Consider the following 24,616-nt stretch of genomic DNA (forward strand, 5'->3'; position numbering starts at 1 on the left):
CTCCCGGACCGGCAGCGGCCCGGGAAGGGGTGCGTCACAGGTCGTCCGGGGCTACGACACCAGCCCCTGCCCCTCCAGCTCCGTCAGGCGTACGGTGCACAGGCCGCCGCGTTCCGTCGTCACCTCCGTGACCTTCAGCTGGGTGCCCGGAGTGAGGATGTACTCCTCCTCGCCCGTGAACGCGGAGAACCGCCGGATCCCCACCGCGCGCGCCGGCGTCACCTCGAACAGGGTCCGACGGCCGCGACTGCCGAGGAAGGACCGGGCCACGCTCGGCTCGGACGTGCACGAGGAGACGCCCCACCACGTCACCGTGCGCCCCAGCGGGTACTGCGACCGCAGGTCGAGGGCCACCCCGCGCCACAGCGGCCGTGTCTGGGCGGGCAGTTCGGCGACCGCCGAGAACAGCAGGCGCAGGTACGGCAGGTACGGCACGAGGCGCTCCCGGTCGGGTGAGCGCAGCACGGCGTTGATCTCGCGGTAGAACGCCGACTCGCACGTGTACAGGTACAGCGCCGAGATCGCGTCGGCCGACAGGCCGCCCTCGGCCCCCGCCTCCGCCACCTTGCTCTCCGCGAACCGGCTCGATCGCTCCACGTACCGGTCCAGGTTCGCGAGCACCTGCGTCACCGGCTCGACCGCCTTCCGGAAGTCCATCACCGGCGTGTCGAACACCCCGGTGATCGGCGGCAGGACGAGCCCCTCGTCCTTGACGCTCGTGAGCCGCTCCAGATAGAGCTGGTGCAGCTCCATCGTCGAGGCGATGAACGCGCCCATGCGCTCCGCGACACCGCCACCGCCGGACCCGCCGGCCCCGGCCGCGTCCTGGTCCCAGCCCTTCGCCGGAAGCCAGTCGACCGGCTCCGCCCCCACCGACGCCAGGGCGTCGTTCACCTGGGCGAAGTGGTCGCCCTCGCAGAAGACGTCCCCCTGCGCCGCCGGGTTCACGTGGTCCAGGTGCCGGACCTCCACCCCCGGGTACTTCTTCTCGAGCCGCTGGACGACCCGCTTCAGACTCCGGGCGTGCGCGCCCCACCAGGCGAACACCACTCCGCGGTCCTCCTCCTCGGCGTCCTGCTTGGCCCGGAGGATCTCCTCGACGATCTGCTCGGCCACGGGCCGCCAGAACGAGGTGTGCTGCTCGGTCGCCACGGCCCCGTCCGCACTCGCCGTGAGGGACGCGTTCAACAGGAGGACACCCTGGGTGAGCATCGCCTGGAACCACTCCGGCGGCTGGACCGTGTCCTCCTTCTTCAGCAGGGCCCGGACGTCGGCGATCGGCGTCTTCTTCGCGATCCCGTACTTCCACATCGCGGCCGCCTTGATCAGGCAGCGGATGCTCACCACCCGGCCGAACTGACTGTCCTTCCAGTCGTGGAAGGTGTTGTCGAACATCGCGATGCCCGTCGCGCTCTCCGCCCGCGGATACGGGTTCTGCCCGAAGGCCACCACCCTCCACTTGTGCGGCGGATGCGGCTTCAGCGCCTGGAACGTCAGCTCGCGCACCGGAACCACCTCGGGGCTCCGCTTCGGCCCGATGAACGCGCCGGCCCCCGGCTGCGCCTCGATCACCGGGGCGAGGAGCGGCAGCCACGGCTCACCGCCACCGGTGAACAGCTCGGCGAGCCCCAAGGGGTCGCCCGCGCCCGTGGGTGCGGGTGCGGGGGAGGGCGACGGGGCGGTCGGCACCTTGATCCGCACCCGCTGCGCCGGGCCCGCGCCCTCGATGTCGTCCAGCTGCCCCAGCACCGCCGCCCGCAACGCGTCGTAGTCCGCGAACCCGTGGTCGTGGAACAGGGTGTATCCCGTCCACATCAGATTGGCGCACACCTGCGCGGGCACCTGCCCCGTCCGCGCGCCCAGCCCGACGAGCGCCACCGAGCGGATGCTGCCGGGCTTCGCCAGGTTCTGCAGGTGGACCGCCTGGAACGCCGCCGCGCACGCCAGCGCCACGTTCATCGTGTCGCTGACGTTCTGCGAGGACTGCCGCATCGTCGGCGTCGAGATCAGATGGCGCGGCACCGCCGCCCCCGACGGGACGCACACCGCGCTGCCCACCGGCAGGCTCCCGCCGAAATGCTCCCGGATCGCCCGCTGCACCCGCACCTGGACACCGGCACCGAGGTGCCGCTTCACGAGGGCGTCGACCCCTCCGTCCATCCGGCCCCGCGCGTTCGTGGGGGACACCCACGCGTCCACGTCGACGTCCAGAAGGGAGCCCTGTCGGATCTCGACCCCGGGCGTGTCCGCGAACGCGGACTTCCAGGCCGCCACCACCTCGTCGTTGACGTCGACGAGAACGACCTTCAACGCACGCTCGACACCCATGAATTCCCCCTGTCGTGCAATCTTCCGAACGATCTCGAAGCTATCGCCCACCACTGACAACGCCCGTGAGCCGTGTCTCACCGGCCCGGTCCGCCTTGCTATGCAACTCGTTGCATAGCAAGATCGGGCGCATGGCGCTCGACCACGCGATCCTCGTGTCCCTGCTCGAGAAGCCCGGATCCGGCTACGAGCTGGCCCGGCGCTTCGAGCGGTCCATCGGATACTTCTGGACCGCCACCCACCAGCAGATCTACCGCGTGCTCAAGCGCATGGAGAGCGACGGCTGGGTGGACGTCCGGGACGTCCCGCAGCAGGGGCGTCCCGACAAGAAGGAGTACTCCGTCGCCGGACCGGGCCGGGACGCGCTCTCCGCGTGGCTGCACGAGCCGATCGAGCCCGAGAGCGTGCGCCACGACCTCGCCGTGAAGATCCGGGGTGCCGCCTTCGACGATCCGGCCGCACTCATCGGCGAGGTCCGGCGGCACCGGCGGGCGCACACCGACCGCCTCGAGCACTACCTCGCGGGCGAGGCGCGCGACTTCCCGGAGGCCGGGGGCGACGGGCCGCTCGACGCCGAGCGGGAGCTCCAGCACGCCGTGCTGCGCGGCGGCATCGCGTACGAGCGGATGATGATCGCCTGGCTCGACGACGTCCTCGCCACGCTCGCCCGGTTCGAAGCCGACCGCTGAACCGAGCCGTACCCACCCCTCGATCCCCGAAAGGCGGACGTCATGGCCGACCCGCTGCTCTTCAACCCGCACACCTACGACCCCGCGCACTTCGACCCGGAGACCCGCCGGCTGCTCCGCGCCACCGTGGACTGGTTCGAGGCGCGCGGCAAGCGCCGGATCATCGAGGACTACCGGACCCGGGCCTGGCTCGGCGACTTCCTCGCCTTCGCCGCCGAGGAAGGGCTCTTCGCGACCTTCCTGACCCCGTCCTCCGCCGCCGGTGAGGGCGAGGGCGACAAGCGCTGGGACACCGCCCGCATCGCCGCCCTCAACGAGATCCTCGGCTTCTACGGCCTCGACTACTGGTACGCCTGGCAGGTCACCATCCTCGGACTCGGCCCGGTCTGGCAGAGCGACAACGCCGCCGCCCGCGCCCGCGCCGCCGAACTCCTCTCCCAGGGCGAGGTGTTCGCCTTCGGGCTCTCCGAGAAGTCGCACGGCGCCGACATCTACTCCACCGACATGCTGCTCGCGCCCGACGGCGACGGCGGCTTCCGCGCCACCGGCTCCAAGTACTACATCGGCAACGGCAACGCCGCCGGGCTCGTCTCGGTCTTCGGCCGCCGCACCGACGTCGAGGGCCCCGACGGCTACGTCTTCTTCGCCGCCGACAGCCGCCACCCCGCGTACCACCTCGTCAAGAACGTCGTCGACTCGTCGAAGTACGTCAGCGAGTTCCGTCTGGAGGACTACCCGGTCGCCGCCGAGGACGTCCTCCACACGGGTCGCGCCGCCTTCGACGCCGCCCTCAACACCGTCAACGTCGGCAAGTTCAACCTGTGCACCGCCTCGATCGGCATCTGCGAGCACGCGATGTACGAGGCCGTCACCCACGCGCAGAACCGCATCCTGTACGGCAAGCCGGTCACCGTCTTCCCGCACGTGCGGCGCGAGTTGGCCGACGCGTACGTCCGGCTCGTCGGCATGAAGCTGTTCAGCGACCGTGCCGTCGACTACTTCCGCACGGCCGGTCCCGACGACCGCCGCTACCTCCTCTTCAACCCGATGACGAAGATGAAGGTGACCACGGAGGGCGAGAAGGTCATCGACCTGATGTGGGACGTGATCGCCGCCAAGGGCTTCGAGAAGGACAACTACTTCGCCGAGGCCGCCGTGGAGATCCGCGGCCTGCCGAAGCTGGAGGGCACGGTCCACGTCAACCTGGCGCTGATCCTGAAGTTCATGCGCAACCACCTCCTCGACCCGGTGGCGTACGAGCCCGTGCCGACGCGTCTGGACGCGGCCGACGACACGTTCCTGTTCCGTCAGGGCCCGGCCCGCGGCCTCGGCTCGGTCCGCTTCCACGACTGGCGCCCGGCCTACGAGGCGTACGCCCACGTGCCGAACGTCGCCCGCTTCCGCGAACAGGCCGATGCGCTCTGCGAGTTCGTGCTCAAGGCCGCCCCCGACGAGGAGCAGAGCCGCGACCTCGACCTGTTGCTCGCCGTCGGCCAGCTCTTCGCGCTCGTCGTCCACGGGCAGCTGGTCCTGGAGCAGGCCGCCCTGACCGGACTCGACGAGGACGTGCTCGACGAGCTGTTCGCCGTCCTCGTCCGCGACTTCTCGGCGCACGCGGTCGAGCTGCACGGCAAGGACTCCGCGACGGAGCAGCAGCAGCTCTGGGCGCTCGGCGCGGTCCGCCGCCCCGTCGTCGACGAGGCGCGGTCGGGGCGTGTCTGGCGGCGCGTCGAGGCGCTGTCGGGCGCGTACGAGATGACGCCCTGACCGGACTCCGACCGCCTCTGCCCGCCGCCCTCCCGGGGGTCGGCGGGCAGAGGCGGTCGAGGTGTTACGGCTTGGGCAGGGTGCAGCCCGGGCGGTTCAGGTCGATCACGTTGCCGGCGCCGATGCAGGGGACGATCGTGTACGTCTCCTGGGCGTAGTTGATGCCCTGGCGGACGGTGACCGCGCCGCTCTCGTCGATCTCGCACGGGTTGTTCACGGTGCAGCTCTCACCGCTCTCGTTGCCCGTGTTGTTGACGGCGACGACCTTGCCGGTGGTGGCGTCGATCACGGGCGAGCCGGACGTGCCGCCGATCGTGTTGCACGCCGAGGTGTAGCGGACCGAGTCCTTCCAGGTCCAGTCGCCCTCCTTCATGCGGTAGACGAAGCCGTCCACGTTGCAGCTGTAGATCCGCTTCCAGTACCCGGAGACCACCTTGATCGCCGAACCCTGCACCGGGTGGGCGTCGTTGAGGGTCAGGGCGCTGATGCCGTACGTGCTCTGTATCTGCGCGTAGGTCTTGGTCAGCTGGTAGATCGAGATGTCCGTGTCGGTCATCGTGCCGTACGCGATCTTGCTGGCGCGCAGGGTGCCGACACCGGTGCCGGCCGAGTCGAGCAGCGTGAACGAGCGGGTGGAACGCTTGTTCAGGACGACCTGACCGGGCGTCGGGAAGCCCGTCTCCAGGCAGTGGCCGTTGGAGAGGACGAGCGCGGGGTCGCTCGGCAGCGAGCTGGGCGTGCGGACGACGGAGCCGGAACAGTTGCTGAGCGCGACCGTTCCGGCGAAGTCGACGGCGGTCACCGCCGGGGCCTGCGCGACCGTCTCCCGGGGTGCGGAGGCGGCGGCCGGGACCGCTGCCGCGCCTGTCAGGAGCAGGGCGAGCAGGGCGCCGACGAGAGGCTTCTTCATGTGGGGGTTCCCCTCTGATGACTGTGCAGCCGAAGATCCTTCGGTTGTCATGCACATTCTTTGGAGGAGATGCCGCAACTGGCAAGACCACGTGCCCGGTTGAAGGGAAAGCGCCGGAGAGGTCCGGTCCCGGACTCGTACGCCCAACCGAGTGGATCACTCGTTCGTGAGTTCCGCCGCCACGGCCGCCCGCCCACCGCCACGCTGGGGGCGAGCGGTGACCATGGACCGGGGGAGTGGGTGTGACGCGAGAACCGGGATCCCGTGGGGGTCTGGACGAGCGGGCGGTGTTACTGGCGGCGGGTCTCGCGGATCTGGCGGTGACCACGCTGGGTTCGGGCCTCGGGATCGTACGGGGGCTGCTGAGGAGGTCGGACGCCGCCGAAATGGCGAGCGAGGCCGAGCGGGACCTGGAGGCGCGCGGCCGCCTCGTGCTCGACCGGTACATGTCCCCGCCCCCGGCCCACCTGGAGGTCCTCGCCCGGCACGTCCTCGCGCGACGGACCGGCGACGGTGGCTGAACGCTGGGAGCCGACCGCGTTCAAGGCGCGCGTCGACGAGGTGCTGCGGAGGTGTGCCGCCGAGGAGGCCGACGAACTCACGGCGGTCGACCCGGCCCTCGGCCCGGTGGCCGGGCAGCTGGAGTCGGCGGTCGCGGACGGCAAGCGACTGCGGGCGGCGTTCTGCTACTGGGGCTGGCGCGCGGTGGGGCAGCCCGACAGCGACGCCCTCGTGCGGGCGGCGGCGTCCATGGAGTTGGTGCACGCGGCCGCCGTCGTGCACGACGACCTGATCGACGACAGTCCGCTGCGGCACGGCCGGCCCACCGCGCACATGGCCCTGCGCGGCGCGGTCGCGCATCACCCGCGGCCCGCCGCGGGAGCACGTTCGCTCGCGATGCTGGTCGGCGACCTGCTCATGTCGCTCGCCGGGCAGCTCTTCGTCACCAGCGGCCTGCCCGCCGCCTACCTCGGCCGGGCCCGCCCTCTCTGGGCGGCGCTCGCCCGGGACCTCGTGGCGGGCGAGTCCCTGGAGATCCTGCGTACCGGAGCCGCCCCGGACACGACGGCTTCGCTGAAGGTGATCCGCTACAAGACCGCCAAGTACACCGTCGAACAGCCCCTGTTGATCGGCGGCGCCCTGGCCGGGGCGGGCGGGCGCCTGCGCGAGGGCTACACCGCGTACGGCGTGCCGCTCGGCGAGGCGTTCCAGCTGAGGGACGACCTGCTCGGCCTGTTCGGCGACCCGGAGGCCACCGGAAAGGCCGAGGCCGACGACGTACGGGGACAGCGGCCCACCGCCCTGCTCGCCGAGACCTGGCGGCTCGCCGGCGACGGGGAACGCGCCCGGCTGCGCGACCTGCTCGGCCGCCCCGAACCCGACGGGGACGCCCTGGAGGCCGTCCGCGCGCTGATGCGGCGGCTGAAGGCGCCCGAGCGCGTCGAGACCATGATCGCCGAGCGGGTCGACGAGGCCCTGCGCGCGCTCGACGGGCTGAACCTGCCCGCGGCCCCCGCCGCCGCGCTCACCGCCCTCGCGCACTCGGCCGCGGTCCGCCGTTCCTGACGCAGAACGACCCTGGACAAGGAGCTCTTCCCATGACCCCCACCGAGGCGTCCATGGACGCCCTGCGCCACGTCGGCGACGAACTCGCCGACGCCACGGTCGCCACCCTCTTCGAACGCGGCGAGGTCGGCACGTTCAACACCCTCATGCGGTACGTCTCCACCGCGGGCGCCCCCCTGCCGGACGGGCTGCCCGACGTCGCCCGCGAGTACCTCCACGCCACGAGCACCCCGCCGTCCTGGGTGGACTGGGGGGAGATGGAGAAGGCGCGGCTGTTCTTCATCGACAACAACGTGCACATCTCCACCGCCCTCTCCTTCGCCTCCATGCCCGCCTGCTACCTCGTCCCGCACGTGGCGAAGCTGCTCTCGGCGACGCACGGTCTCAAGTACCCCTCCAAGCGGATGGCGGAGACCGGGCAGTTCACCGTCTACCTGATGCAGCCCGACGCCTTCGAGGCCGGCAGCCGCTTCATCCCCGCCGCGCAGAAGGTCCGCCTGCTGCACGCCTCCATCCGGCACCACCTGAGGCGGGAGGGCCTCTGGGACGTCGGGGCGTCGGGGGTGCCGATCTGTCAGGAGGACATGATCGGCGGGCAGATGTTCTTCTCGATGCTCGTCCTCGACAGCCTGCACCGCCTCGGCATCCACATGTCCTCCGAGGGGGCCGACGCGTACTACTACGCCTGGCGCGTGGTCGGCGCCATGCTGGGCGTCGACCAGGAGGCCGTGCCCAAGACCCTCGACGAGGCCCGCCGCTTCCTCGACCTGTACATGCTCCGCCACATGGGACCGTCCCCCGAGGGCGTCCATCTGACCCGGCAGCTCATCGACCTCTACGAGGAGGTCGTCCCCGGCACCTTCTTCGACCCGATCGTCTCCGCGCTCATCCGCTACCTCGTCGGCGACACCTGCGGCGACTGGCTGGAAGTGCCCCGTACCCCCTGGGACACCGTCGTGAAGTCCGTCCCCCACCTCCTCGGCGTCCTGGAGACCGTCGAGGACCGCTCCCCGCTCGGCGCCTGGGCCCTGGACCGCCTCGGTCACCTCACCACCGTCCTCGAACTGTCCTCCCTCACCCGGGGGCGCGTCATGCACTACGCCATCCCCGAACACCTCAAGAAGGACTACGGCCTCCCCTCCGGCCCCCCGCGCACCCGCCGCTGGACCCCGCCGCCCGCCACGGTCTCCCCGTGACGCCCGCTCCCACCCCCGCTGACCACCGGAAACGTGGGTGAAGAGCACCTCGAACCCCTGGTAGAGTTGTCTCTGTCGCCGCGGGGGAAACCCCGGAACGACAATTGCACCTGGTCCGGGTGGCGGAATGGCAGACGCGCTAGCTTGAGGTGCTAGTGCCCTTTATCGGGCGTGGGGGTTCAAGTCCCCCCTCGGACACAAGAAGAACACCACGTGGTGGTCGGGATCTCCCGGCCACCACGTGGTGTTTCTGCGTGCCGTGACACGACGCGGGGGGCGGAGGCCCGACCGGACGGTCGGACGGAAAATGCTTGGACCGCGAGAGCGTCCGCGCGGGAGACTCCTTTTGCTCACCTTCGGTACGACAACACAGGGTTGGGTATGGGATCACCAGAATCGCGCGAAGGTTCGCCGAGCAAGGGTTCGGTACTCCTCGCGCTTCGCTTCTACGGACGGGAAATGGTCCGCCTTCGCCGGCTGACCACGTCGACGCTGCTCCTGGCGGCGCTCGGCAACATCGGCATCCACTACGTCGCACCACTGGTCGTCGCCAAACTCGTCGGACGGATCGCGGAGGGCGGCACCGGCGGCGTCGGCCCCCTTCTTCCGTACGTCCTGGGCTTCACCGGCGTCCTGCTGCTCGGCGAGGTCCTGTGGCGCGTCTGCTACCACTGCCTGAACCGGGTCGACGCACGCGGCATCGAGCACCTCTACGTCATCGGCATGGACGAACTCTTCGCCAAGGACGCCGCGTTCTTCCACGACAACTTCGCCGGGTCGCTGACCAAACGCGTCGTGACCTTCGCCTCCCGCTTCGAGGAGTTCGTCGACACGCTGACCTTCTCCGTCATGGGCAGCTTCGTGCCGCTCGTGTTCGCCTCGGTGGTGCTGTGGCAGTACGACCCCCTGCTCGTGGTCGGACTCCTGGTCCTCATCGTGCTCACGGGCGCGTGCGTGACCCCGCTGATCAGGCGGCGACAGGTGCTCGTCGCCGAACGCGAACAGGCCATCGCCCGGGTCTCGGGCCACGTCGCCGACAGCCTCACCAACATGGACACGGTCCGGTCCTTCGGCGCCGAGCGGCGCGAGGCCGCCGAGCACCGGTCCCGCGTCGCGGAGTCGCGGCGGCTCACCCTGCGCTCCTGGGACTACGGCAACCTGCGCATCGACACGCTCGTCGCGCCCATGTCCGTCCTGACCAACGTCCTCGGACTCGTCCTCGCCGTCGCCCTCGGCGGCGGGGAGCACGGCGTCGAGGCCGTCATCGTCGCCTTCACGTACTACGCCAACGCCACCCGGATCATGTTCGAGTTCAACCAGATCTACCGGCGCCTGGAAAGCTCGATGACGGAGGCCGCGCAGTTCACCGAACTCCTCCTCGACAAGCCGACCGTCGTCGACCCCGAGCACCCGGAACCCCTCCGGCCCGCCGACGCCGAGGTCCGCTTCGAGAAGGTGACCTTCGCCCACGCGGGCGCGAAGCCGCTCTTCGAGGGCCTCGACCTGGCCGTGCCCAGCGGCGCGAAGGTCGGATTCGTGGGCCGGTCCGGCGGCGGCAAGACCACCCTCACCCGGCTGCTCCTGCGCATGACGGACGTCGACGGCGGCCGGATCACGATCGGCGGCCAGGACATCAGCCGGCTCCGGCAGACCGACCTGCGCAGCATGATCGCGTACGTCCCGCAGGACCCCGCGATGTTCCACCGCACCCTGCGGGAGAACATCGCCTTCGCCCGGCCGGACGCCACCGAGGCCGAGATCCGGCGCGCGGCCGAGGCGGCGCACGTCACGGAGTTCGCGGACGCCCTCCCCGAGGGCTTCGAGACCATGGTCGGCGAGCGGGGCGTCAAGCTGTCCGGCGGCCAGCGCCAGCGGGTCGCCCTCGCCCGGGCGATCCTCCGCGACGCCCCGATCCTGCTGCTCGACGAGGCGACCAGCGCCCTGGACTCCGAGAGCGAGATCCTCGTCCAGGACGCGCTGTGGCGGCTCATGGAGGGGCGGACCGCGTTCGTGGTCGCCCACCGGCTGAGCACGGTGGCCACGATGGACCAGCTCGTCGTCCTCGACCGCGGACGGATCGTCGAGCAGGGCACGCACCAGGAGCTCCTCACCGCCGAGGGCGCCTACGCGAAGCTGTGGCAGCACCAGTCGGGCGGCTTCATCGACGACACCCCCGCGGCGGCCGGCCTGCGGTGACGCGATGACGCGATGACGCGATGACGCGGTGACGCGGTGACGCGATGACGCGGTGACGCGGTGACGTGGGATGTCGGGGGGTTGTCCACAGATTGTCCCGGGCGGGGCCGGGGTGTCGGTGCGGACGGCTAGGCTTCAGAAATGCTCCTTTCCGACGCTCCCGACGCCACCACCGAGATCTCCGACGCCGCCCGGGTGCTGAACCGTGTCTTCGGCTACAGCTCCTTCCGGGGGAAGCAGCAGGAGATCATCGAGCAGGTCGTCGGCGGCGGCGACGCGCTCGTCCTGATGCCGACGGGCGGCGGCAAGTCGCTCTGCTACCAGATCCCGGCGCTGGTCAGAGCAGGTACGGGCGTCGTGATCTCGCCCCTCATCGCCCTGATGCAGGACCAGGTGGACGCGCTCAGGGCGCTGGGGGTGCGGGCCGGCTTCCTGAACTCGACACAGGACCCGTACGAGCGGCAGGCCGTCGAGCAGGCGTTCCTCGCGGACGAGCTGGACCTGCTCTACCTGGCCCCCGAGCGGCTGCGCACCGAGGGCACCCAGCGGCTGCTCGACCGGGGCACGGTGTCGCTCTTCGCGATCGACGAGGCGCACTGCGTCGCCCAGTGGGGCCACGACTTCCGGCCCGACTACCTCGCCCTCTCCATGCTCCACGAGCGGTGGCCGAAGGTGCCGCGGATCGCCCTGACGGCGACGGCCACCGAGGCCACCCACGCCGAGATCGCGAAGCGGCTGGGTCTCGAGGACGCCCGGCACTTCGTCGCAGGCTTCGACCGGCCGAACATCCAGTACCGCATCGTCCCGAAGAACAACCCGCTCAAGCAGCTCCTGGAGCTGATCAGGACCGAGCACGACGGGGACGCGGGCGTCGTCTACTGCCTCTCGCGGGCCTCCGTGGAGAAGACGGCGGCCGCCCTCGTGGAGCACGGCATCGACGCCGTCCCGTACCACGCCGGCATGGACGCCCGGACGCGCGCGGCGAACCAGGCCCGCTTCCTGCGGGAGGACGGGGTCGTCGTCGTGGCGACCATCGCCTTCGGCATGGGCATCGACAAGCCGGACGTGCGCTTCGTGGCCCACCTCGACCTGCCGAAGTCGGTCGAGGGCTACTACCAGGAGACCGGCCGCGCCGGCCGCGACGGGGAGCCGGCCACGGCCTGGCTGGCGTACGGCCTCCAGGACGTCGTCCAGCAGCGCAAGCTCATCGACGGCTCCGAGGGCGACGAGGCGCATCGCCGCTCCCTGGCCATGCACCTGGACGCCATGCTCGCCCTCTGCGAGACGGTCGACTGCCGCCGCGTGCGCCTCCTGGAGTACTTCGGGCAGTCCGGCAAGCCCTGCGGCAACTGCGACGCCTGCCTCACCCCCGGCGAGTCCTGGGACGGGACCGTCGCCGCGCAGAAGCTGCTGTCCACGGTGTGGCGGCTCGCGAAGGAGCGGCGGCAGAAGTTCGGTGCCGGGCAGATCATCGACATCCTCCAGGGCAAGAAGACCGCCAAGGTCATCCAGTTCGACCACGACCAGCTGTCGGTGTTCGGCGTCGGCTCGGACCTGGGCACCGCCGAGTGGCGCGGGGTCGTCCGCCAGCTCCTCGCGCAGCGGCTGCTCGCCGTGGAGGGCGACTACGGGACGCTCGTGCTGACGGAGGACAGCGGGGAGGTCCTCGGCGGACGCCGCCAGGTCCCGATGCGCAAGGAGAAGGCGCCCGCCGCCTCCCGCAAGGAGTCCGGCGGCCGCTCCGGCAAGGGCGCGCGCGTGCCCGTCGACCTGCCCGCGGCCGCCGTGCCGGTCTTCGAGGCCCTCCGCGCCTGGCGGGCCGCGACCGCGCGCGAGCAGGGCGTGCCGGCGTACGTCGTCTTCCACGACGCGACGCTCCGCGAGATCGCGACCCGGCTGCCCGCCACCGTCCAGGAGCTCGGCACCATCGGCGGCGTCGGCGAGGCCAAGCTCACCAAGTACGCGGAGGGGGTCCTCGAGGCCCTGGCGCAGTCCGGGAGCGAGGGAACGGGCGACGCGGGTCCGGACGGGGCCGTCGCATCCCCCGCGCCCGCCGCCCCGGCCGCGCCCGCTTCCGTGCCTTCCGCCCCGGCCGAGCCCGCTTCCGTGCCTTCCGCCCCGGCCGAGCCCGCTTCCGTGCCTTCCGCCCCGACCGCGCCCGCCGCACGCGCCGCGTCCGGCTCCGCGCCGTCGGTGCGCAGGGCAGAGCCGGACGTTCCGCCGTCCTACGACGAGGAGCCGCCGTGGGACGACGAGTTCGAACCGCCGTGGGACGAGGACGAGTAGACCGGGTCGTACCGGTCGCCGGAGGCCGTGTCGGAGACATCCGACACGGCCTCCGGCCGTTCCGCGGCAGGGGAAGGCCTGGTCGGCGGCGGTGCGTTGGACGGGGCCGATGATCATGGTCGCGTCAGAACCTGCGATGATGTGCGGGTCTTCGGCCTTCCGTCCGAACGCCGAGACGCCGTGCCCCATTCATGTGAGGAACCTTCCGCCGATGACGAGCAGCCGGGACCGAATCCTGCGGACGGGTGCGGCCCTCTCCATGACCGCCCTCGCCCTGGCGGGGTGTTCCTCCGGGCAGCCGGCGGGGCACGCGGCGCCGGCCGCCGCCACCGTCACGGTCGGCTCCGCCGCCGACCCGTCGTCCTGGACGCTGCCCATGCAGGCGTACCGTCCCACCGGCGAGCAGGCCCGGACGCTCGCCCGGGCGGAACAGAAGCTGGTCGGCGAGTGCCTCAAGGGGTTCGGGATCCGCTGGAGGCCGGCGCCGGAGCTTCCCCGGATCGGCCCGAAGAACCTGCTCGACTGGCGGTACGGGATCCACGACGCGGGAATGTCCGCGAAGTTCGGCTACCAGGTGGACCCGGCGCAACAGGCCCGCTATGACAAGGCGTTGCGTGCCGCCGACGCGCGGCCGCAGCTCTCCGACGACGCCCAGCTGGTCCTGGGCGGCACCGACGTCCCCGCCGAACTGCTGCAGAAGGTCGGCCCCGAGGCCCGGCGCGGCTTCTACGCGGGACGGAGGATCCCCGAGGGCGGCTGCTTCGGCCAGGCCCGCCGGACCCTGGGCGGTTCGCCGCAGGGCGCCTCCCCCCTCGTACGGCGGCTCACGAGCGACTCGTACCCCGCGTCCATGGAAGACCCGCTGGTGAAGGCGGTGTTCGCGCGCTGGTCCGCCTGTATGAAGGCGAAGGGCTTCACGTATCCGGCGCCCATGGCCGCCAACGACGACCCCCGGTTCCGGCCCCGGCCCGAGGGCGCGTCCCGCGAGGAGATCGACACGGCCCTGGCCGACATCGCCTGCCGCGCCACGCACCACGTCGCGGAGATCTGGCACGAGGCGGAGACCCGGATCCAGCGCGCGTCGATCGCGGGCAACGCGACGGCGCTCGCGGCGGACCGCCGCGCGCTCGACGCGTCCCTCCGCAAGGCGGCGGAGGTCCTGGCCCGCTCCTGACCGTGGGGAGCGGGTGACCCCGCCCGCGCCGACTTCCGCGAGCGGCGGGCATCCTCGCCCCGCGCCTCCCCGCAAGGCGGTGCGGGTTCTCGCCTGCCCCCGGCCCCGCGAGGGGACGTGACCTCCCCGTGCCCGACTCCCGCGAAGCGGGCGACGCCCTCGCCCGGGCCCCGGTCTCGCGGGCGGCGGACACCCTCGCCCGCAACCGACCCCGCAAGGCGGTGGACGTGCCGGCCTGCACCGCCCGGAAGGCGGCGGACGTCCTCGTCCGCCCCTTCCTCATCCGACCTTCCTTCTCTCGATTCCAATCCGACGATCACTCTGGAGATCCCGATGCAGACCTCGACCACCTCGCGGCGCCGCCGCCTCCGTACCGCTCTCGTCGCCGCCGTGATGGGCGCCTCCGCCCTGTCCGGCACGGGCATGGCCCACGCCGAGGGCGACCCCACCGCCTGGATCTCCAGCGACGAGGACACCATCATGTCGATGCAGAAGTGCGCCGGCTCCTCCGAGGAGTTCCGCTTCCGCCTCTACTACAGCCCCAACTACTCGGGCGCCTGGGTCAACATCGGCCACAACATCTACGACATGCTGGCCCTCAAGATGCCGTACACCCCGGCCACGCCGCTCCGCTTCTGCTCCAACACCGGCTCGGGCAGCGGCCAGGTCGCCGGCAACAACGCGGCCTCCGCCTACAACTGGTACGACGGCTACTCCGCCAACGTGTACTACAGCGCCGGCTACAAGGGCGCCTACGACTACGTCGGCAGCCGGTCGGGCGTGTCCACGCTGGTGAACACCCGGAACGACAACCGCTCCATCCAGTTCAGCCAGTCCTGGTAGTCGCTCACTCGGGCTGCGGCGTGAGACGGCGCAGCCCCCTGCGGTCGTAGTAGTGGGTCATGGCGAAACCGAACGCCAGGGCCGCCACCGTGCCGACCGCGATCATGATCCAGCCGCGGGCGAGTCCCGCGTCGGCTCGGGCGTCGAAGTACAGGATGGACCGGACGCCCGAGCTGAGCTGGTGCATCGGCTCGAAGACGCCCAGGAAGCGGTAGAACGCCGGAGTGGCCTCCAGGGGGACCGTCGCCCCCGAGGAGGGGAGGGCCAGCGCGATGAAGACGAACATGGACACGAGCTGGCCGATGCCGCCGAAGGCGGCGTTGATGGCCTGGACGCCCAGGCCGACGGCGACCGTCGCGCAGTAGGAGAAGAGCCACAGCATCGGGATGTGGTCGGCGTCCATGCCCAGGATCGCGATCGTCGCGATCATGACGAGCGTGGTGGTCAGGAGCGAGATCCCGGCGGTCATCACCATCTTCAGGACGAGCGTCTGCGTGCGGCTGACGGGGACGGTCGGCCGGCGGGTGTGCCAGGGCCCGATCTCGCTGTCGGCGTAGCCCAGCGCGGTGTCGGCGCCGGCGTTGACGAGGTTGCCGCCGATGAAGCCGCCCAGGACCAGCAGCAGCGTGTAGTAGAACGCGGTCAGGCCGAGCCCGCTGTGCCGGCCGATCGGATGGCCGACGCGGGTGACGACCGCGACGGGGTCGGCGAGGAGCACCCGCGTGGTCGGTACGGCGCTGGTGGCCGCGAGCTGTTTGCCGATGGCCAGTGAGGCCTGGTGTGCCGCGCCCTGGTTGATCTGGGACGCCAGGGACGAACCCAGGCTGCCGAGGCCGGGGTTGGTGAGCACGGTCAGCGTCGGGCGGGTCGTCGCCCGGTTCGTGGTCAGGGCCGCGACGGAGGCGGTGAAGTCCGCCGGGACGACCAGGGCGCCGAAGACCTTGCCCGAGGCCAGCGCCTCCTGGGCCTCCGCCGCGTCGAGGCGGCGCCAGTCGATGCTGGTCTTCGAGGAACCGGCCGCGGCGACGGTGTCGGTGATCTGCTTGCCCAGGTTCTCCTGCTGTCCGGGCAGCGGGCGGCCCTGGTCCTCGTCGACCAGGGCGATGGGCAGCCGGTCCAGGTGGTCGCTCGGGTTGAGGATGCCCCCCATGTAGAGGAGCGACAGGAGCAGCGACACCAGGGCGCACAGGATGGTCGGTACGAGCCACAGCTTGGCGTGCCGCAGGAGCGCGGAGGCGCGGACCTGGGGGCCGTGGGCCGGGTCCGGTGCCGCGGCCGGGGTGTTCGGGGGGATCGCGGAGGTCATGGGGCCATCGTCGGCGGACGGAGCCGCGATCCGGGCATTTCGGGCGTCCGTACGGGGTGGGCGTGTCGGGCGGCCGCGTCCGCTCTCCGATTGCGGACCCGTCGGCGCCGGGTTTGAGTGGGGGCGACCCCTTTCGCGCCCTCATCCAGTGGGGAAGACCCCCCTCCGCGCTTTCAGGAGCAGTCATGTCGATGGCGTTCGGTTCGTCCTTCGGTTCGTCGGATCCGTTCAGTGACCTGTTCAACCGGTTCTTCGGGATGTCGCCGGCCTCGTCGCCGCCCGCGGTGCAGCGCGTGCCCATCGGGCGGCTGCTGACCGAGTCCTCCCACGAACTGCTGAACACGGCCGCGCGCAAGGCCGACGAGGACGGCAGCTCCGACCTCGACACCGAACACCTCCTGTGGGCCGCGACCCAGGTCGAGCCGACCCGCGGGCTCCTCTCCCAGGGCGGCGTGAACCCCGACAAGATCGCCGACCAGCTCGCCGAGGTGCTTCCCCGGGAGTCCGCCGAACCGTCCGCCGAGCCCGGACTCACCCCGGCGGCCAAGCGGACCCTCGCCAGGGCCCACGCCTACTCGCAGGCGGCCGGCGTCTCGTACATCGGCCCCGAGCACATCCTCAGCGCCCTCCTCGGCGACGCCGACTCCGGCGCCTCCCGCTTCCTGCGGGCCGAGGACCTGGACGTGCAGAAGCTGCGCGGCCTCACCGACCAGGCGGCCCGCCCGGAGCCGCGCGGCGCCCCCGCCGCCGCGAAGGAGCCGGCCACGACCCTCGACGAGTACGGCAGGGACCTGACCGAGGAGGCCAGGTCGGGCAGGCTCGACCCCGTCGTCGGCCGGGCCGAGGAGATCGAGCAGACCATCGAGATCCTCTCCCGGCGCTCCAAGAACAACCCCGTGCTCATCGGCGAGCCCGGCGTCGGCAAGACCGCCATCGTGGAGGGCCTCGCCCAGCGGATCGTCGCGGACGAGGTCCCCGACACCCTCAAGGGCAAGCGGGTCGTCTCCCTCGACCTGTCCGGCATGGTGGCGGGAGCGCAGTACCGGGGACAGTTCGAGGAACGCCTCAAGAAGGTCATCGAGGACGTCCAGAAGGCCGAAGGGGAGATCATCCTCTTCATCGACGAGCTGCACACGGTCGTCGGCGCCGGCGCCACCGGCGAGGGCGCGATGGACGCGGGCAACATGCTGAAGCCCGCCCTCGCGCGCGGCGAACTGCACGTCGTGGGCGCCACCACCATCGACGAGTACCGCAAGCACATCGAGAAGGACGCCGCCCTCGAACGCCGCTTCCAGCCCGTCCTGATCCCGGAGCCCACCGTCGAGGAGACCGTGCAGATCCTCGAAGGACTCAGGGACGCGTACGAGGCCCACCACCAGGTCCGCTTCGCCGACGGCGCCCTCGCCGCCGCGGCCGAGCTCTCCGACCGCTACATCAGCGACCGCTTCCTGCCCGACAAGGCCATCGACCTGATGGACCAGGCCGGCGCGCGGGTACGGCTCCGCAGCGGCGGCCGCTCCACCGAGGTCGTGAGCCGCGAGGACAAGCTCGCGAAACTGCGGCGCGAGAAGGACCAGGCCGTCGCCCGCGAGGACTTCGAGCGGGCCAAGGAGCTCAAGGACCGGATCGCGGAGGCCGAGGGCGAGCTCGCCGGGATCGAGGAGCGCCGCGAGGGCGTCGTCTCGGTCACGGCCGCCGACATCGCCGACATCGTCTCCCGCCGTACCGGCATCCCCGTCTCCCAGCTCACCGCCAGCGAGAAGGAGAAGCTCCTCAAGCTGGAGCAGGAGATGCACGCCCGGATCGTCGGCCAGGACGAGGCGGTCACCGCCGTCTCCGAGGCCGTGCGCCGCAACCGGGCCGGCATGGGCGACCCCGACCGGCCCGTCGGCTCCTTCCTCTTCCTCGGCCCCACCGGCGTCGGCAAGACCGAACTCGCCAAGACCCTCGCCGAGCTGCTCTTCGGCGCCGAGGACCGCATGATCCGGTTCGACATGAGCGAGTTCCAGGAGAAGCACACGGTCGCCCGGCTCGTCGGCGCCCCTCCCGGATACGTCGGCTACGAGGAGGCCGGCCAGCTCACCGAGAAGGTCCGCCGCCAGCCGTACAGCGTCGTGCTCTTCGACGAGATCGAGAAGGGGCACCCCGACGTCTTCAACACCCTCCTCCAGATCCTCGACGACGGGCGCCTCACGGACGGCCAGGGCCGCACGGTCGACTTCCGCCACTGCGTCGTCATCATGACGTCCAACATCGGCGCCCACCGCATCCTCGCCCACGAGGGCGACGCGGCCGAGCTCAAGGACGAGCTGATGGAGGACCTGCGGGGCCGCTTCCTGCCCGAGTTCCTCAACCGGATCGACGACATCATCGTCTTCCACAGCCTCACCGAGGACGACCTGTCGGAGATCGTCGACCACCTCCTCGACCGGAGCAAGCACCGCGTCCGCTCCCAGGGCATGACCCTGGAGGTCACCGAGGCGGCGAAGAAGCTGCTCGTCGCCCACGGCTACCAGCCGGCGTTCGGCGCCCGGCCGCTGCGCCGCACGATCCAGACGGAGCTCGACAACCGCGTCGCCACCCTGCTCCTCGGCGGCGAGGCCGACCCCGGCGACACGATCGTCGCGGACGTCATCGACGACTCGCTGCACTGCACGGTCCGCAAGCCGGAGGGGGCGGAGAGCGCCGCCGCCGCGGCCTGAACCACCGGGCAGGACCCCGGAGGCTCCGTGCCCTCGTCTCACCGAGGTACGGAGTCTCCCGGGAGCCGGTCCAGGACGGCGGCGACGTCGGTGCGGCCCGCGACCTCACGGAGCGCGCGGGCGAGGACGGGCTCGGGCTCCCGGACGACCGTCACCAGGCCCATCGGCACCGCCCGGGCCGGCTCGGTCATCGGGACCGCCCGCATGCCGTGCGGCACCCCGAAGACGTGCAGCCAGGTGTGCGGCACGATGCTCGTCCAGCCGCCGGTCCGCACGTGCGCGAAGAGCGCCGCCACCGAGTCGGTCTCGACCCGGGGCGAGGGCCGCACCCCCGCCTCGGCGAACACCTCGTCGAGCACCTGACGCCCCTGCATGGACCCGGTCAGCAGACAGAGCGGCAGCCGCGCGGCCTCCGCCCAGGTCGCCGCCGTCCGGTGCGCGGGGGCGTCGGCGGCGCCGGTGAGCAGCACGTACCGCTCCTCGTACAGCGGCACCGCCCGGAAGTTCTCCGCGAGCCCCTTGTGCAGGTACGTCACTCCGGCGTCGAGCTCGAAGTCCCGCAGCTGCCGCAGGACGTCCTCCGACCGGAGGTCCGCCGCCACCTCCACGTTCACCAGCGGATGCGCCAGGCAGAACGGCGCCGTCAGCTGGGCGACCGCGCCGGACGCGGTCGGCACCGAGCCGATCCTCAGCCGGCCGCTCAGACCCGTCCGCAGGGCGCCGACCTCGCTCTTCAGCGCGTCACGGTCGGCGAGCAGCCGCTGCGCCCACACCACGATGCGCTCGCCCTCGGGCGTGAGGCCCTCGTACCGGCGGCCGCGCTGGACCAGCGGGACGCCCAGCTCGTCCTCCAGCTTCCTGACGGCCTCCGAGAGCGCGGGCTGGGATACGTGACAGGCCTGGGCGGCGCGGGCGAAATGACGCTCCCGGGAGAGGGCGACCAGGTACTCGAGTTGACGGAACAGCACGTCACGGGTCTACCCGACCGCCCGCCGCGACGCCAGTCGGCCCCGCCGTCACCCCGCGGCGGGGGTACGGGCCGGCTCCAGGCGGACCACGACGCCCTTGGACGTCGGGCAGTTGCTGACGTCGGCGACGCTGTCCAGCGGCACCAGGACGTTCGTCTCCGGGTAGTAGGCCGCCGCCGACCCCCGGCTCGCGGGGTACGCGACCACCCGGAAGCCCTCCGCGCGCCGCTCCCGCTCGTCGTGCCAGACGCTCACCAGGTCCACGAGCTGGCGGTCGGCGAGGCCGAGGGCGTCGAGGTCGGCCGGGTTGACGAGGACGACCCGGCGGGCGTCGTGGATGCCCCGGTAGCGGTCGTTCGGCGCGTACCAGACGGTGTTCCACTGGTCGTGCGAGCGCAGTGTCTGCAGCAGCAGGTGCCCCTCGGGGACGTGCGGCATCGTGAACGCGTTGCACGTGAAGACGGCCTTGCCGCCCGGCGTGGGGAAGACCCCGGAGTTCACCGGATTGGGCAGGTGGAAGCCGCCCGGCCGGGCCACGCGCGCGTTGAAGTCCTCGAAGCCGGGCACGACCCGCGAGATCCGGTCCCGGACGGTGCCGTAGTCCCGCTCGAACTCCTCCCACGGGACGGCCGGCTCCTCGCCGAGCGTCCGGCGGGCGAGACGCGCCACGATCGCGACCTCGCTGAGCAGGTCCGGCGAGGCGGGCGGCAGCTTGCCCCGGGAGGCGTGGACGTCGCTCATGGAGTCCTCGACCGTGACGAACTGCTCGACCCCGCCCTGCACGTCCCGGTCGCTGCGGCCGAGCGTGGGCAGGATCAGCGCGGTCTCGCCGCAGACCGTGTGGGAGCGGTTGAGCTTGGTGGAGACGTGCGCGGTGAGCCGGCACCCCCGCATCGCCTCCTCGGTGACCGCGCTGTCGGGGGTGGCCCGCACGAAGTTGCCGGCGACACCCAGGAAGACCTTCGCGCGGCCCTCGTGCATGGCCCGGATGCCGTTCACCGCGTCCAGACCGTGGTGGGCGGGCGGGGTGAAGCCGAACTCCCGTCCCAGGGCGTCGAGGAACCTCTGCGGCATCCGCTCCCACACGCCCATCGTGCGGTCGCCCTGCACGTTGCTGTGACCCCGCACCGGGCACACGCCCGCGCCGGGCCTGCCGATGTTGCCGCGGGCGAGGAGGAAGTTGACGACCTCGCGGATCGTGGGGACCCCGTGCTTGTGCTGCGTGAGGCCCATCGCCCAGCACACGATGATCCGCTCACTGCGCAGGACCCGTTCGAAGACCTCCTGGATCTCCTCGCGGGACAGCCCGGTCGCCGTCAGGACGTCCTCCCAGGAGACCTTCCGCGCGTGCTCGGCGAAGGCGGGGAAACCGGTGGTGTTCCGCTCGATGAAGCCGCGGTCGAGGACGGTGCCGGGAGCGGCGTCCTCGGCCTCCACGAGCAGCCGGTTCAGGGCCTGGAAGAGGGCGAGGTCGCCGCCGGCGCGGATGTGCAGGAACTGGTCGGCGATCGCCGTGCCGCGGCCGATGATCCCGCGCGCCTTCTGCGGGTGCTTGAAGCGCATGAGCCCGGCCTCGGGAAGCGTGTTGACGGCCACGACCTGCCCGCCGTTGCGCTTGGTCTCCTCCAGGGCCGACAGCATCCGGGGATGGTTGGTGCCAGGGTTCTGCCCCACGACGAAGACCAGGTCCGAGTGGTGGATGTCGTCCAGGGAGACGCTGCCCTTCCCGATGCCGAGCGTCTCCGACAGCGCGGAACCGCTGGACTCGTGGCACATGTTGGAGCAGTCCGGCAGATTGTTCGTGCCGTACGCGCGCGCGAAGAGCTGGAGGAGGAACGCGGCCTCGTTGTTCAGCCGGCCCGAGACGTAGAAGAGGGCCTCGTCGGGGGAGTCGAGCGCCGTGAGCTCGTCGGCGAGCAGCCCGAGCGCCTCGTCCCAGCCGATCGGCTCGTAGTGCGTCGCACCGGGCCGCTTCACCATCGGCTCGGTGAGCCGGCCCTGCTGGTTGAGCCAGTAGTCCGACATTCCGTCGAGCTCCGCGATCGAGTGCGCGCGGAAGAATTCCCTCGTGACGCGGCGCGAGGTGGCCTCGTCGTTGATGTGCTTCGCGCCGTTCTCGCAGTACTCGTTCCTGTGCCGCTCGCCCGGCGCCGGCTCCGGCCAGGCGCAGCCCGGGCAGTCGATGCCCTCGGGCTGGTTGATGGTGAGGAGCGTGAGCGCGGTGCGCCGCGGGGACGTCTGGCGCAGGGAGTACTCCAGCGCGTGCGTCACGGCGGGGAGCCCCGTCGCCCAGGTCTTCGGCGGGGTGACCTTCAGGTCGTCGACCGGGTCCTCGATGCCGCTCATGCTCTGGTCCGCCTCGTTTCTCGCGCCTGGCCGGATTCACGCCGCAGAGCAGATTCGACCCGTTGCGGAGCGAAGTCAAAGAGATGTTTTCGATGAGCTGATAGGTGCGACCTATGAGCCCTTTTCCGGCAGGTCGAAAAGACCGGTGGATCACGTCATCGGAATTGCCTCTTTGACTTGCGAAACGAATTCGCCGAGGGTGATCGGGTCATGCACAAACGCCTCGGTCGCGCCCTCTCCCCGAGAGGCGCGCTCGCCCTGCAGAGCGTGGACGGAGCCCTGTCCTTCGCCCTGCGCGCCGCGCTCGCCATGGCGCTGCCCGCGCTGCCGCTGGCGCTCGCCGGGCGGGCCGACCTCGCCGTCTCCACGATGCTGGGGTCCTTCACCACCACCTTTGGCCGCAATCTGCCGTACGCGCGCCGGGCCCGGGTGCTCGCCGTCGTCGCCGTGGCGATGACCGCGTGCGTGGGCTGCGGCGCGGCGCTCGCCGCCTGGGCCCAGCCCCGGAACGGGGGAGCGGGCGCCGCCGTCACGGTCGCGGCCACGGCCCTGGTCGCCGGGCTCGCGAAGCTCGCCTGCGACGCGGCCCGGCTCAGCGGGCTCGGCGCGGTGCTGCTGCTGTTCTCCTTCGCGGTGGCCGCCAACGGGGCGTCGACCCCCGCCGACGTCCTGCCGCAGGCCGGTTTGGCCGCCTGCGGCGCGGCCGTCGCCTGGGTCCTCGCGGTGGCGGGCGGGCTCCTGCACCCGGACCGCCCGCAACGGCTCGCCGTCGCCGCCGCGCTGCGCGAGCTCGCGGACCTGTGGGAGGCCGGCGGAACCGGTCCCGTACGGCACCGGGCCACAGCCGCCGTGCTCCAGGCGTACCGCACGCTCGGCGTCCTGCCTCCCTCGGGTGCCGACCGGCACGGCCGCGACGACACCTGCGTCCGTCTCGCCGACCTCTCCTGGTCGCTGCTCGTCGGCTCCGCCCGCCGCCCACCGAGCGACCCGGCCCGCTTGGCCCGCAACCTGCGCCGCCAGGTCCGGGTACTGGTCAGCCGCCGCCGACGGCCCCCGCGGCTCCTGCCGGAACTGGCCCTCCCGGTCCTGATCGCCCAGGCCGGCATGCCGGCCCGCCCGGACGGGTCTTCAGGATCGCCCACCGCCCCGACCGGGCGGCACGCACCCGGCACCGGGGCCTCTGGGACTGCTGCCGGGTCGCGTGACGCCACGACCGGGCCGCCCGGGGCTGCTGCCGGGTCGCCCGACGCCACGACCGGGCCGCCCAGGGCTGCTGCCGGGTCGCGTGACGCCACGACCGGGCCGCCCGGGGCTGCTGCCGGGTCGCCCGACGCCACGACCGGGCCGCCCGGGGCCGCTGCCAGGTCGCGTGACGCCACGACCGGGGCACCCAGGGCTGCCGCCGGGTCGCCCGACGCCACGACCGGGCCGCCCAGGGCTGCCGCCGGGTCGCCCGACGCCACCACCGGGTCCCCCAGGGCTGCCGCCGGGTCGCCCGACGCCACCACCGGACACCCCGACCCCACCACCAGCGCCTCCGCGCCCGCCCCCGGCCCAGTCGACCCCACCACCCTCCGCGCCACCGAGCTCCGCGCCGCCGTCCTCGTGGCAGGGCCCGCCCACGGCCGCGCGGCCGTTCTTCTCGTGCCCGCGCTGCGGATGGTCCTCGGCACCGGTCTCGCGGGCGGGGCCGCGCTCCTCCTCGGGCTCGGGCACGGCTACTGGGCGGCGATCTCCGCCGCCGCCGTTCTCCACTCGGTCAACGTGCGGACGGCGGCCCAGCGGGCCGTCCAGCGCACCCTCGGCACCGTCGCGGGCCTCCTGCTCGCCCTCGGTGTCCTCGCCCTGGGCCCCGGGCCGGTGGTGCTGGTCCTGGTGATCGTGCTCTTCGAGTTCCTCCTGGAGTACGTCGTCGCCCGCAACTACGGCCTCGGCGTCGTCTTCCTCACCCCGCTGGCGCTGCTCCTCACCGATCTGGCCGCGCCCGCACCGGCCGGGGCCCTCGTGCGGGACCGGGCGCTGAGCAGCGCGCTGGGCGTCGTCGTCGGGCTCGGCTGCGCGCTGCTGGTGGTCCACGACCGGGCGGCGGTACGGGCGGAGCGCGCGCTCGCGGCCTGCGCGGGGGCCTCGGAGCAGGCCGAACGGGCCCTGGAGGAAGGGGCCGTGGCGTCGTTCCCGCTCGTGCAGGCGCGGCTCGCGGCGGCCGCCGTGGAGCTGCGGGAGGCCGACGACGCGGCGGCGGGCGAGCTCTGGCCGGCCGAGATCGACCCCACCGAGCTCGCCGCCGCCGAACGCCGTGCGTACCTCCTCCTGGACCGGCTGGTCCGCCAGGAGTGACG

General features: G+C 72.0%; 16 protein-coding genes and 1 tRNA gene. 12 read left to right on the plus strand and 5 right to left on the minus strand.

Features of this window, described 5'->3' with window-relative positions; genetic code table 11:
• Window positions 1–51 precede the first annotated feature (51 nt).
• The gene (locus GGE06_RS27925; RefSeq protein WP_221518567.1) at window positions 52–2,328 is read right to left on the minus strand and encodes an ADP-ribosyltransferase domain-containing protein; all 2,277 of its coding nucleotides are present in this window, start codon (window positions 2,326–2,328) and stop codon (window positions 52–54) included.
• Between the two features lie 131 nt (window positions 2,329–2,459).
• Between GGE06_RS27925 and GGE06_RS27930 the strand changes: the two genes are divergently transcribed.
• Window positions 2,460–3,017 (plus strand): PadR family transcriptional regulator, encoded by a 558-nt coding sequence (locus GGE06_RS27930; RefSeq protein ID WP_116157877.1) that lies wholly within the window; start codon window positions 2,460–2,462, stop codon window positions 3,015–3,017.
• A gap of 42 nt (window positions 3,018–3,059) precedes the next feature.
• The gene (locus tag GGE06_RS27935) at window positions 3,060–4,784 is read left to right on the plus strand and encodes an acyl-CoA dehydrogenase family protein (RefSeq protein WP_116157876.1); all 1,725 of its coding nucleotides are present in this window, start codon (window positions 3,060–3,062) and stop codon (window positions 4,782–4,784) included.
• A 64-nt stretch (window positions 4,785–4,848) separates the two neighbouring features.
• Here GGE06_RS27935 and GGE06_RS27940 read toward each other — a convergent pair whose 3' ends face one another.
• Entirely contained in the window at window positions 4,849–5,694 is an 846-nt protein-coding gene (locus GGE06_RS27940) for a S1 family peptidase (RefSeq protein ID WP_184932074.1), read from the minus strand.
• A 242-nt stretch (window positions 5,695–5,936) separates the two neighbouring features.
• Here GGE06_RS27940 and GGE06_RS27945 point away from each other — a divergent pair, with 242 nt between their 5' ends.
• The 8 genes from GGE06_RS27945 to GGE06_RS27980 all read left to right on the plus strand — a co-directional run bounded on the left by GGE06_RS27945 (window position 5,937) and on the right by GGE06_RS27980 (window position 14,955).
• Complete coding sequence (locus GGE06_RS27945) at window positions 5,937–6,215, plus strand: polyprenyl synthetase (protein ID WP_116157874.1); 279 nt, start codon at window positions 5,937–5,939, stop codon at window positions 6,213–6,215.
• Entirely contained in the window at window positions 6,208–7,260 is a 1,053-nt protein-coding gene (locus tag GGE06_RS27950; protein ID WP_184932075.1) for a polyprenyl synthetase family protein, read from the plus strand. The genes GGE06_RS27945 and GGE06_RS27950 overlap by 8 nt, the downstream gene beginning before the upstream one ends.
• A 32-nt stretch (window positions 7,261–7,292) precedes the next feature.
• Complete coding sequence (locus tag GGE06_RS27955) at window positions 7,293–8,456, plus strand: oxygenase MpaB family protein (protein ID WP_116157872.1); 1,164 nt, start codon at window positions 7,293–7,295, stop codon at window positions 8,454–8,456.
• Between the two features lie 113 nt (window positions 8,457–8,569).
• Window positions 8,570–8,654 (plus strand) — tRNA-Leu (locus GGE06_RS27960).
• 261 nt (window positions 8,655–8,915) lie between these two features.
• A complete protein-coding gene (locus GGE06_RS27965) occupies window positions 8,916–10,652 on the plus strand; it encodes an ABC transporter ATP-binding protein (protein WP_246532791.1) in 1,737 nt (578 codons plus the stop codon).
• Between the two features lie 141 nt (window positions 10,653–10,793).
• Window positions 10,794–12,938 (plus strand): DNA helicase RecQ, encoded by a 2,145-nt coding sequence (gene recQ / locus GGE06_RS27970; RefSeq protein WP_184932076.1) that lies wholly within the window; start codon window positions 10,794–10,796, stop codon window positions 12,936–12,938.
• A 211-nt stretch (window positions 12,939–13,149) separates the two neighbouring features.
• Window positions 13,150–14,112, plus strand: coding sequence for a hypothetical protein (locus tag GGE06_RS27975; RefSeq protein ID WP_184932077.1), 963 nt, complete (start codon window positions 13,150–13,152; stop codon window positions 14,110–14,112).
• Window positions 14,113–14,445: 333 nt separating this feature from the next.
• The gene (locus GGE06_RS27980) at window positions 14,446–14,955 is read left to right on the plus strand and encodes a hypothetical protein (protein ID WP_116157868.1); all 510 of its coding nucleotides are present in this window, start codon (window positions 14,446–14,448) and stop codon (window positions 14,953–14,955) included.
• Between the two features lie 4 nt (window positions 14,956–14,959).
• Here the strand turns inward: GGE06_RS27980 and GGE06_RS27985 are convergent, their stop codons facing one another.
• Window positions 14,960–16,261 (minus strand): YhgE/Pip domain-containing protein, encoded by a 1,302-nt coding sequence (locus GGE06_RS27985; RefSeq protein WP_116157867.1) that lies wholly within the window; start codon window positions 16,259–16,261, stop codon window positions 14,960–14,962.
• 185 nt (window positions 16,262–16,446) lie between these two features.
• Here GGE06_RS27985 and GGE06_RS27990 point away from each other — a divergent pair, with 185 nt between their 5' ends.
• Window positions 16,447–18,963, plus strand: coding sequence for an ATP-dependent Clp protease ATP-binding subunit (locus tag GGE06_RS27990; RefSeq protein WP_184932078.1), 2,517 nt, complete (start codon window positions 16,447–16,449; stop codon window positions 18,961–18,963).
• Window positions 18,964–19,001: 38 nt separating this feature from the next.
• On the opposite strand, the gene GGE06_RS27995 is transcribed toward GGE06_RS27990, so the two are convergent.
• Complete coding sequence (locus GGE06_RS27995) at window positions 19,002–19,931, minus strand: LysR family transcriptional regulator (RefSeq protein WP_116157865.1); 930 nt, start codon at window positions 19,929–19,931, stop codon at window positions 19,002–19,004.
• Between the two features lie 48 nt (window positions 19,932–19,979).
• Complete coding sequence (locus tag GGE06_RS28000) at window positions 19,980–22,277, minus strand: FdhF/YdeP family oxidoreductase (protein ID WP_116157864.1); 2,298 nt, start codon at window positions 22,275–22,277, stop codon at window positions 19,980–19,982.
• 210 nt (window positions 22,278–22,487) lie between these two features.
• Here GGE06_RS28000 and GGE06_RS42830 point away from each other — a divergent pair, with 210 nt between their 5' ends.
• On the plus strand, window positions 22,488–24,614 hold the full coding sequence (locus GGE06_RS42830) for an FUSC family protein (protein WP_246532792.1): 2,127 nt from the start codon (window positions 22,488–22,490) through the stop codon (window positions 24,612–24,614).
• Window positions 24,615–24,616 lie beyond the last annotated feature (2 nt).

Source organism: Streptomyces nymphaeiformis (assembly GCF_014203895.1).
Taxonomy (GTDB): Bacteria; Actinomycetota; Actinomycetes; order Streptomycetales; family Streptomycetaceae; genus Streptomyces; species Streptomyces nymphaeiformis.

Excerpts from the sequence above, each read along its gene's own strand:
- GGE06_RS27930 (WP_116157877.1), top strand. The coding sequence starts at position 2,460 with ATGGCGCTCGACCACGCGATCCTCGTGTCCCTGCTCGAGAAGCCCGGA.
- GGE06_RS27940 (WP_184932074.1), bottom strand. The coding sequence starts at position 5,694 with ATGAAGAAGCCTCTCGTCGGCGCCCTGCTCGCCCTGCTCCTGACAGGC.
- GGE06_RS27925 (WP_221518567.1), bottom strand. The coding sequence starts at position 2,328 with ATGGGTGTCGAGCGTGCGTTGAAGGTCGTTCTCGTCGACGTCAACGAC.
- GGE06_RS27955 (WP_116157872.1), top strand. The coding sequence starts at position 7,293 with ATGACCCCCACCGAGGCGTCCATGGACGCCCTGCGCCACGTCGGCGAC.
- GGE06_RS42830 (WP_246532792.1), top strand. The coding sequence starts at position 22,488 with ATGCACAAACGCCTCGGTCGCGCCCTCTCCCCGAGAGGCGCGCTCGCC.
- GGE06_RS27985 (WP_116157867.1), bottom strand. The coding sequence starts at position 16,261 with ATGACCTCCGCGATCCCCCCGAACACCCCGGCCGCGGCACCGGACCCG.
- GGE06_RS27935 (WP_116157876.1), top strand. The coding sequence starts at position 3,060 with ATGGCCGACCCGCTGCTCTTCAACCCGCACACCTACGACCCCGCGCAC.
- GGE06_RS27980 (WP_116157868.1), top strand. The coding sequence starts at position 14,446 with ATGCAGACCTCGACCACCTCGCGGCGCCGCCGCCTCCGTACCGCTCTC.
- GGE06_RS27965 (WP_246532791.1), top strand. The coding sequence starts at position 8,916 with ATGGTCCGCCTTCGCCGGCTGACCACGTCGACGCTGCTCCTGGCGGCG.
- GGE06_RS27990 (WP_184932078.1), top strand. The coding sequence starts at position 16,447 with ATGTCGATGGCGTTCGGTTCGTCCTTCGGTTCGTCGGATCCGTTCAGT.
- recQ (WP_184932076.1), top strand. The coding sequence starts at position 10,794 with ATGCTCCTTTCCGACGCTCCCGACGCCACCACCGAGATCTCCGACGCC.
- GGE06_RS28000 (WP_116157864.1), bottom strand. The coding sequence starts at position 22,277 with ATGAGCGGCATCGAGGACCCGGTCGACGACCTGAAGGTCACCCCGCCG.
- GGE06_RS27975 (WP_184932077.1), top strand. The coding sequence starts at position 13,150 with ATGACGAGCAGCCGGGACCGAATCCTGCGGACGGGTGCGGCCCTCTCC.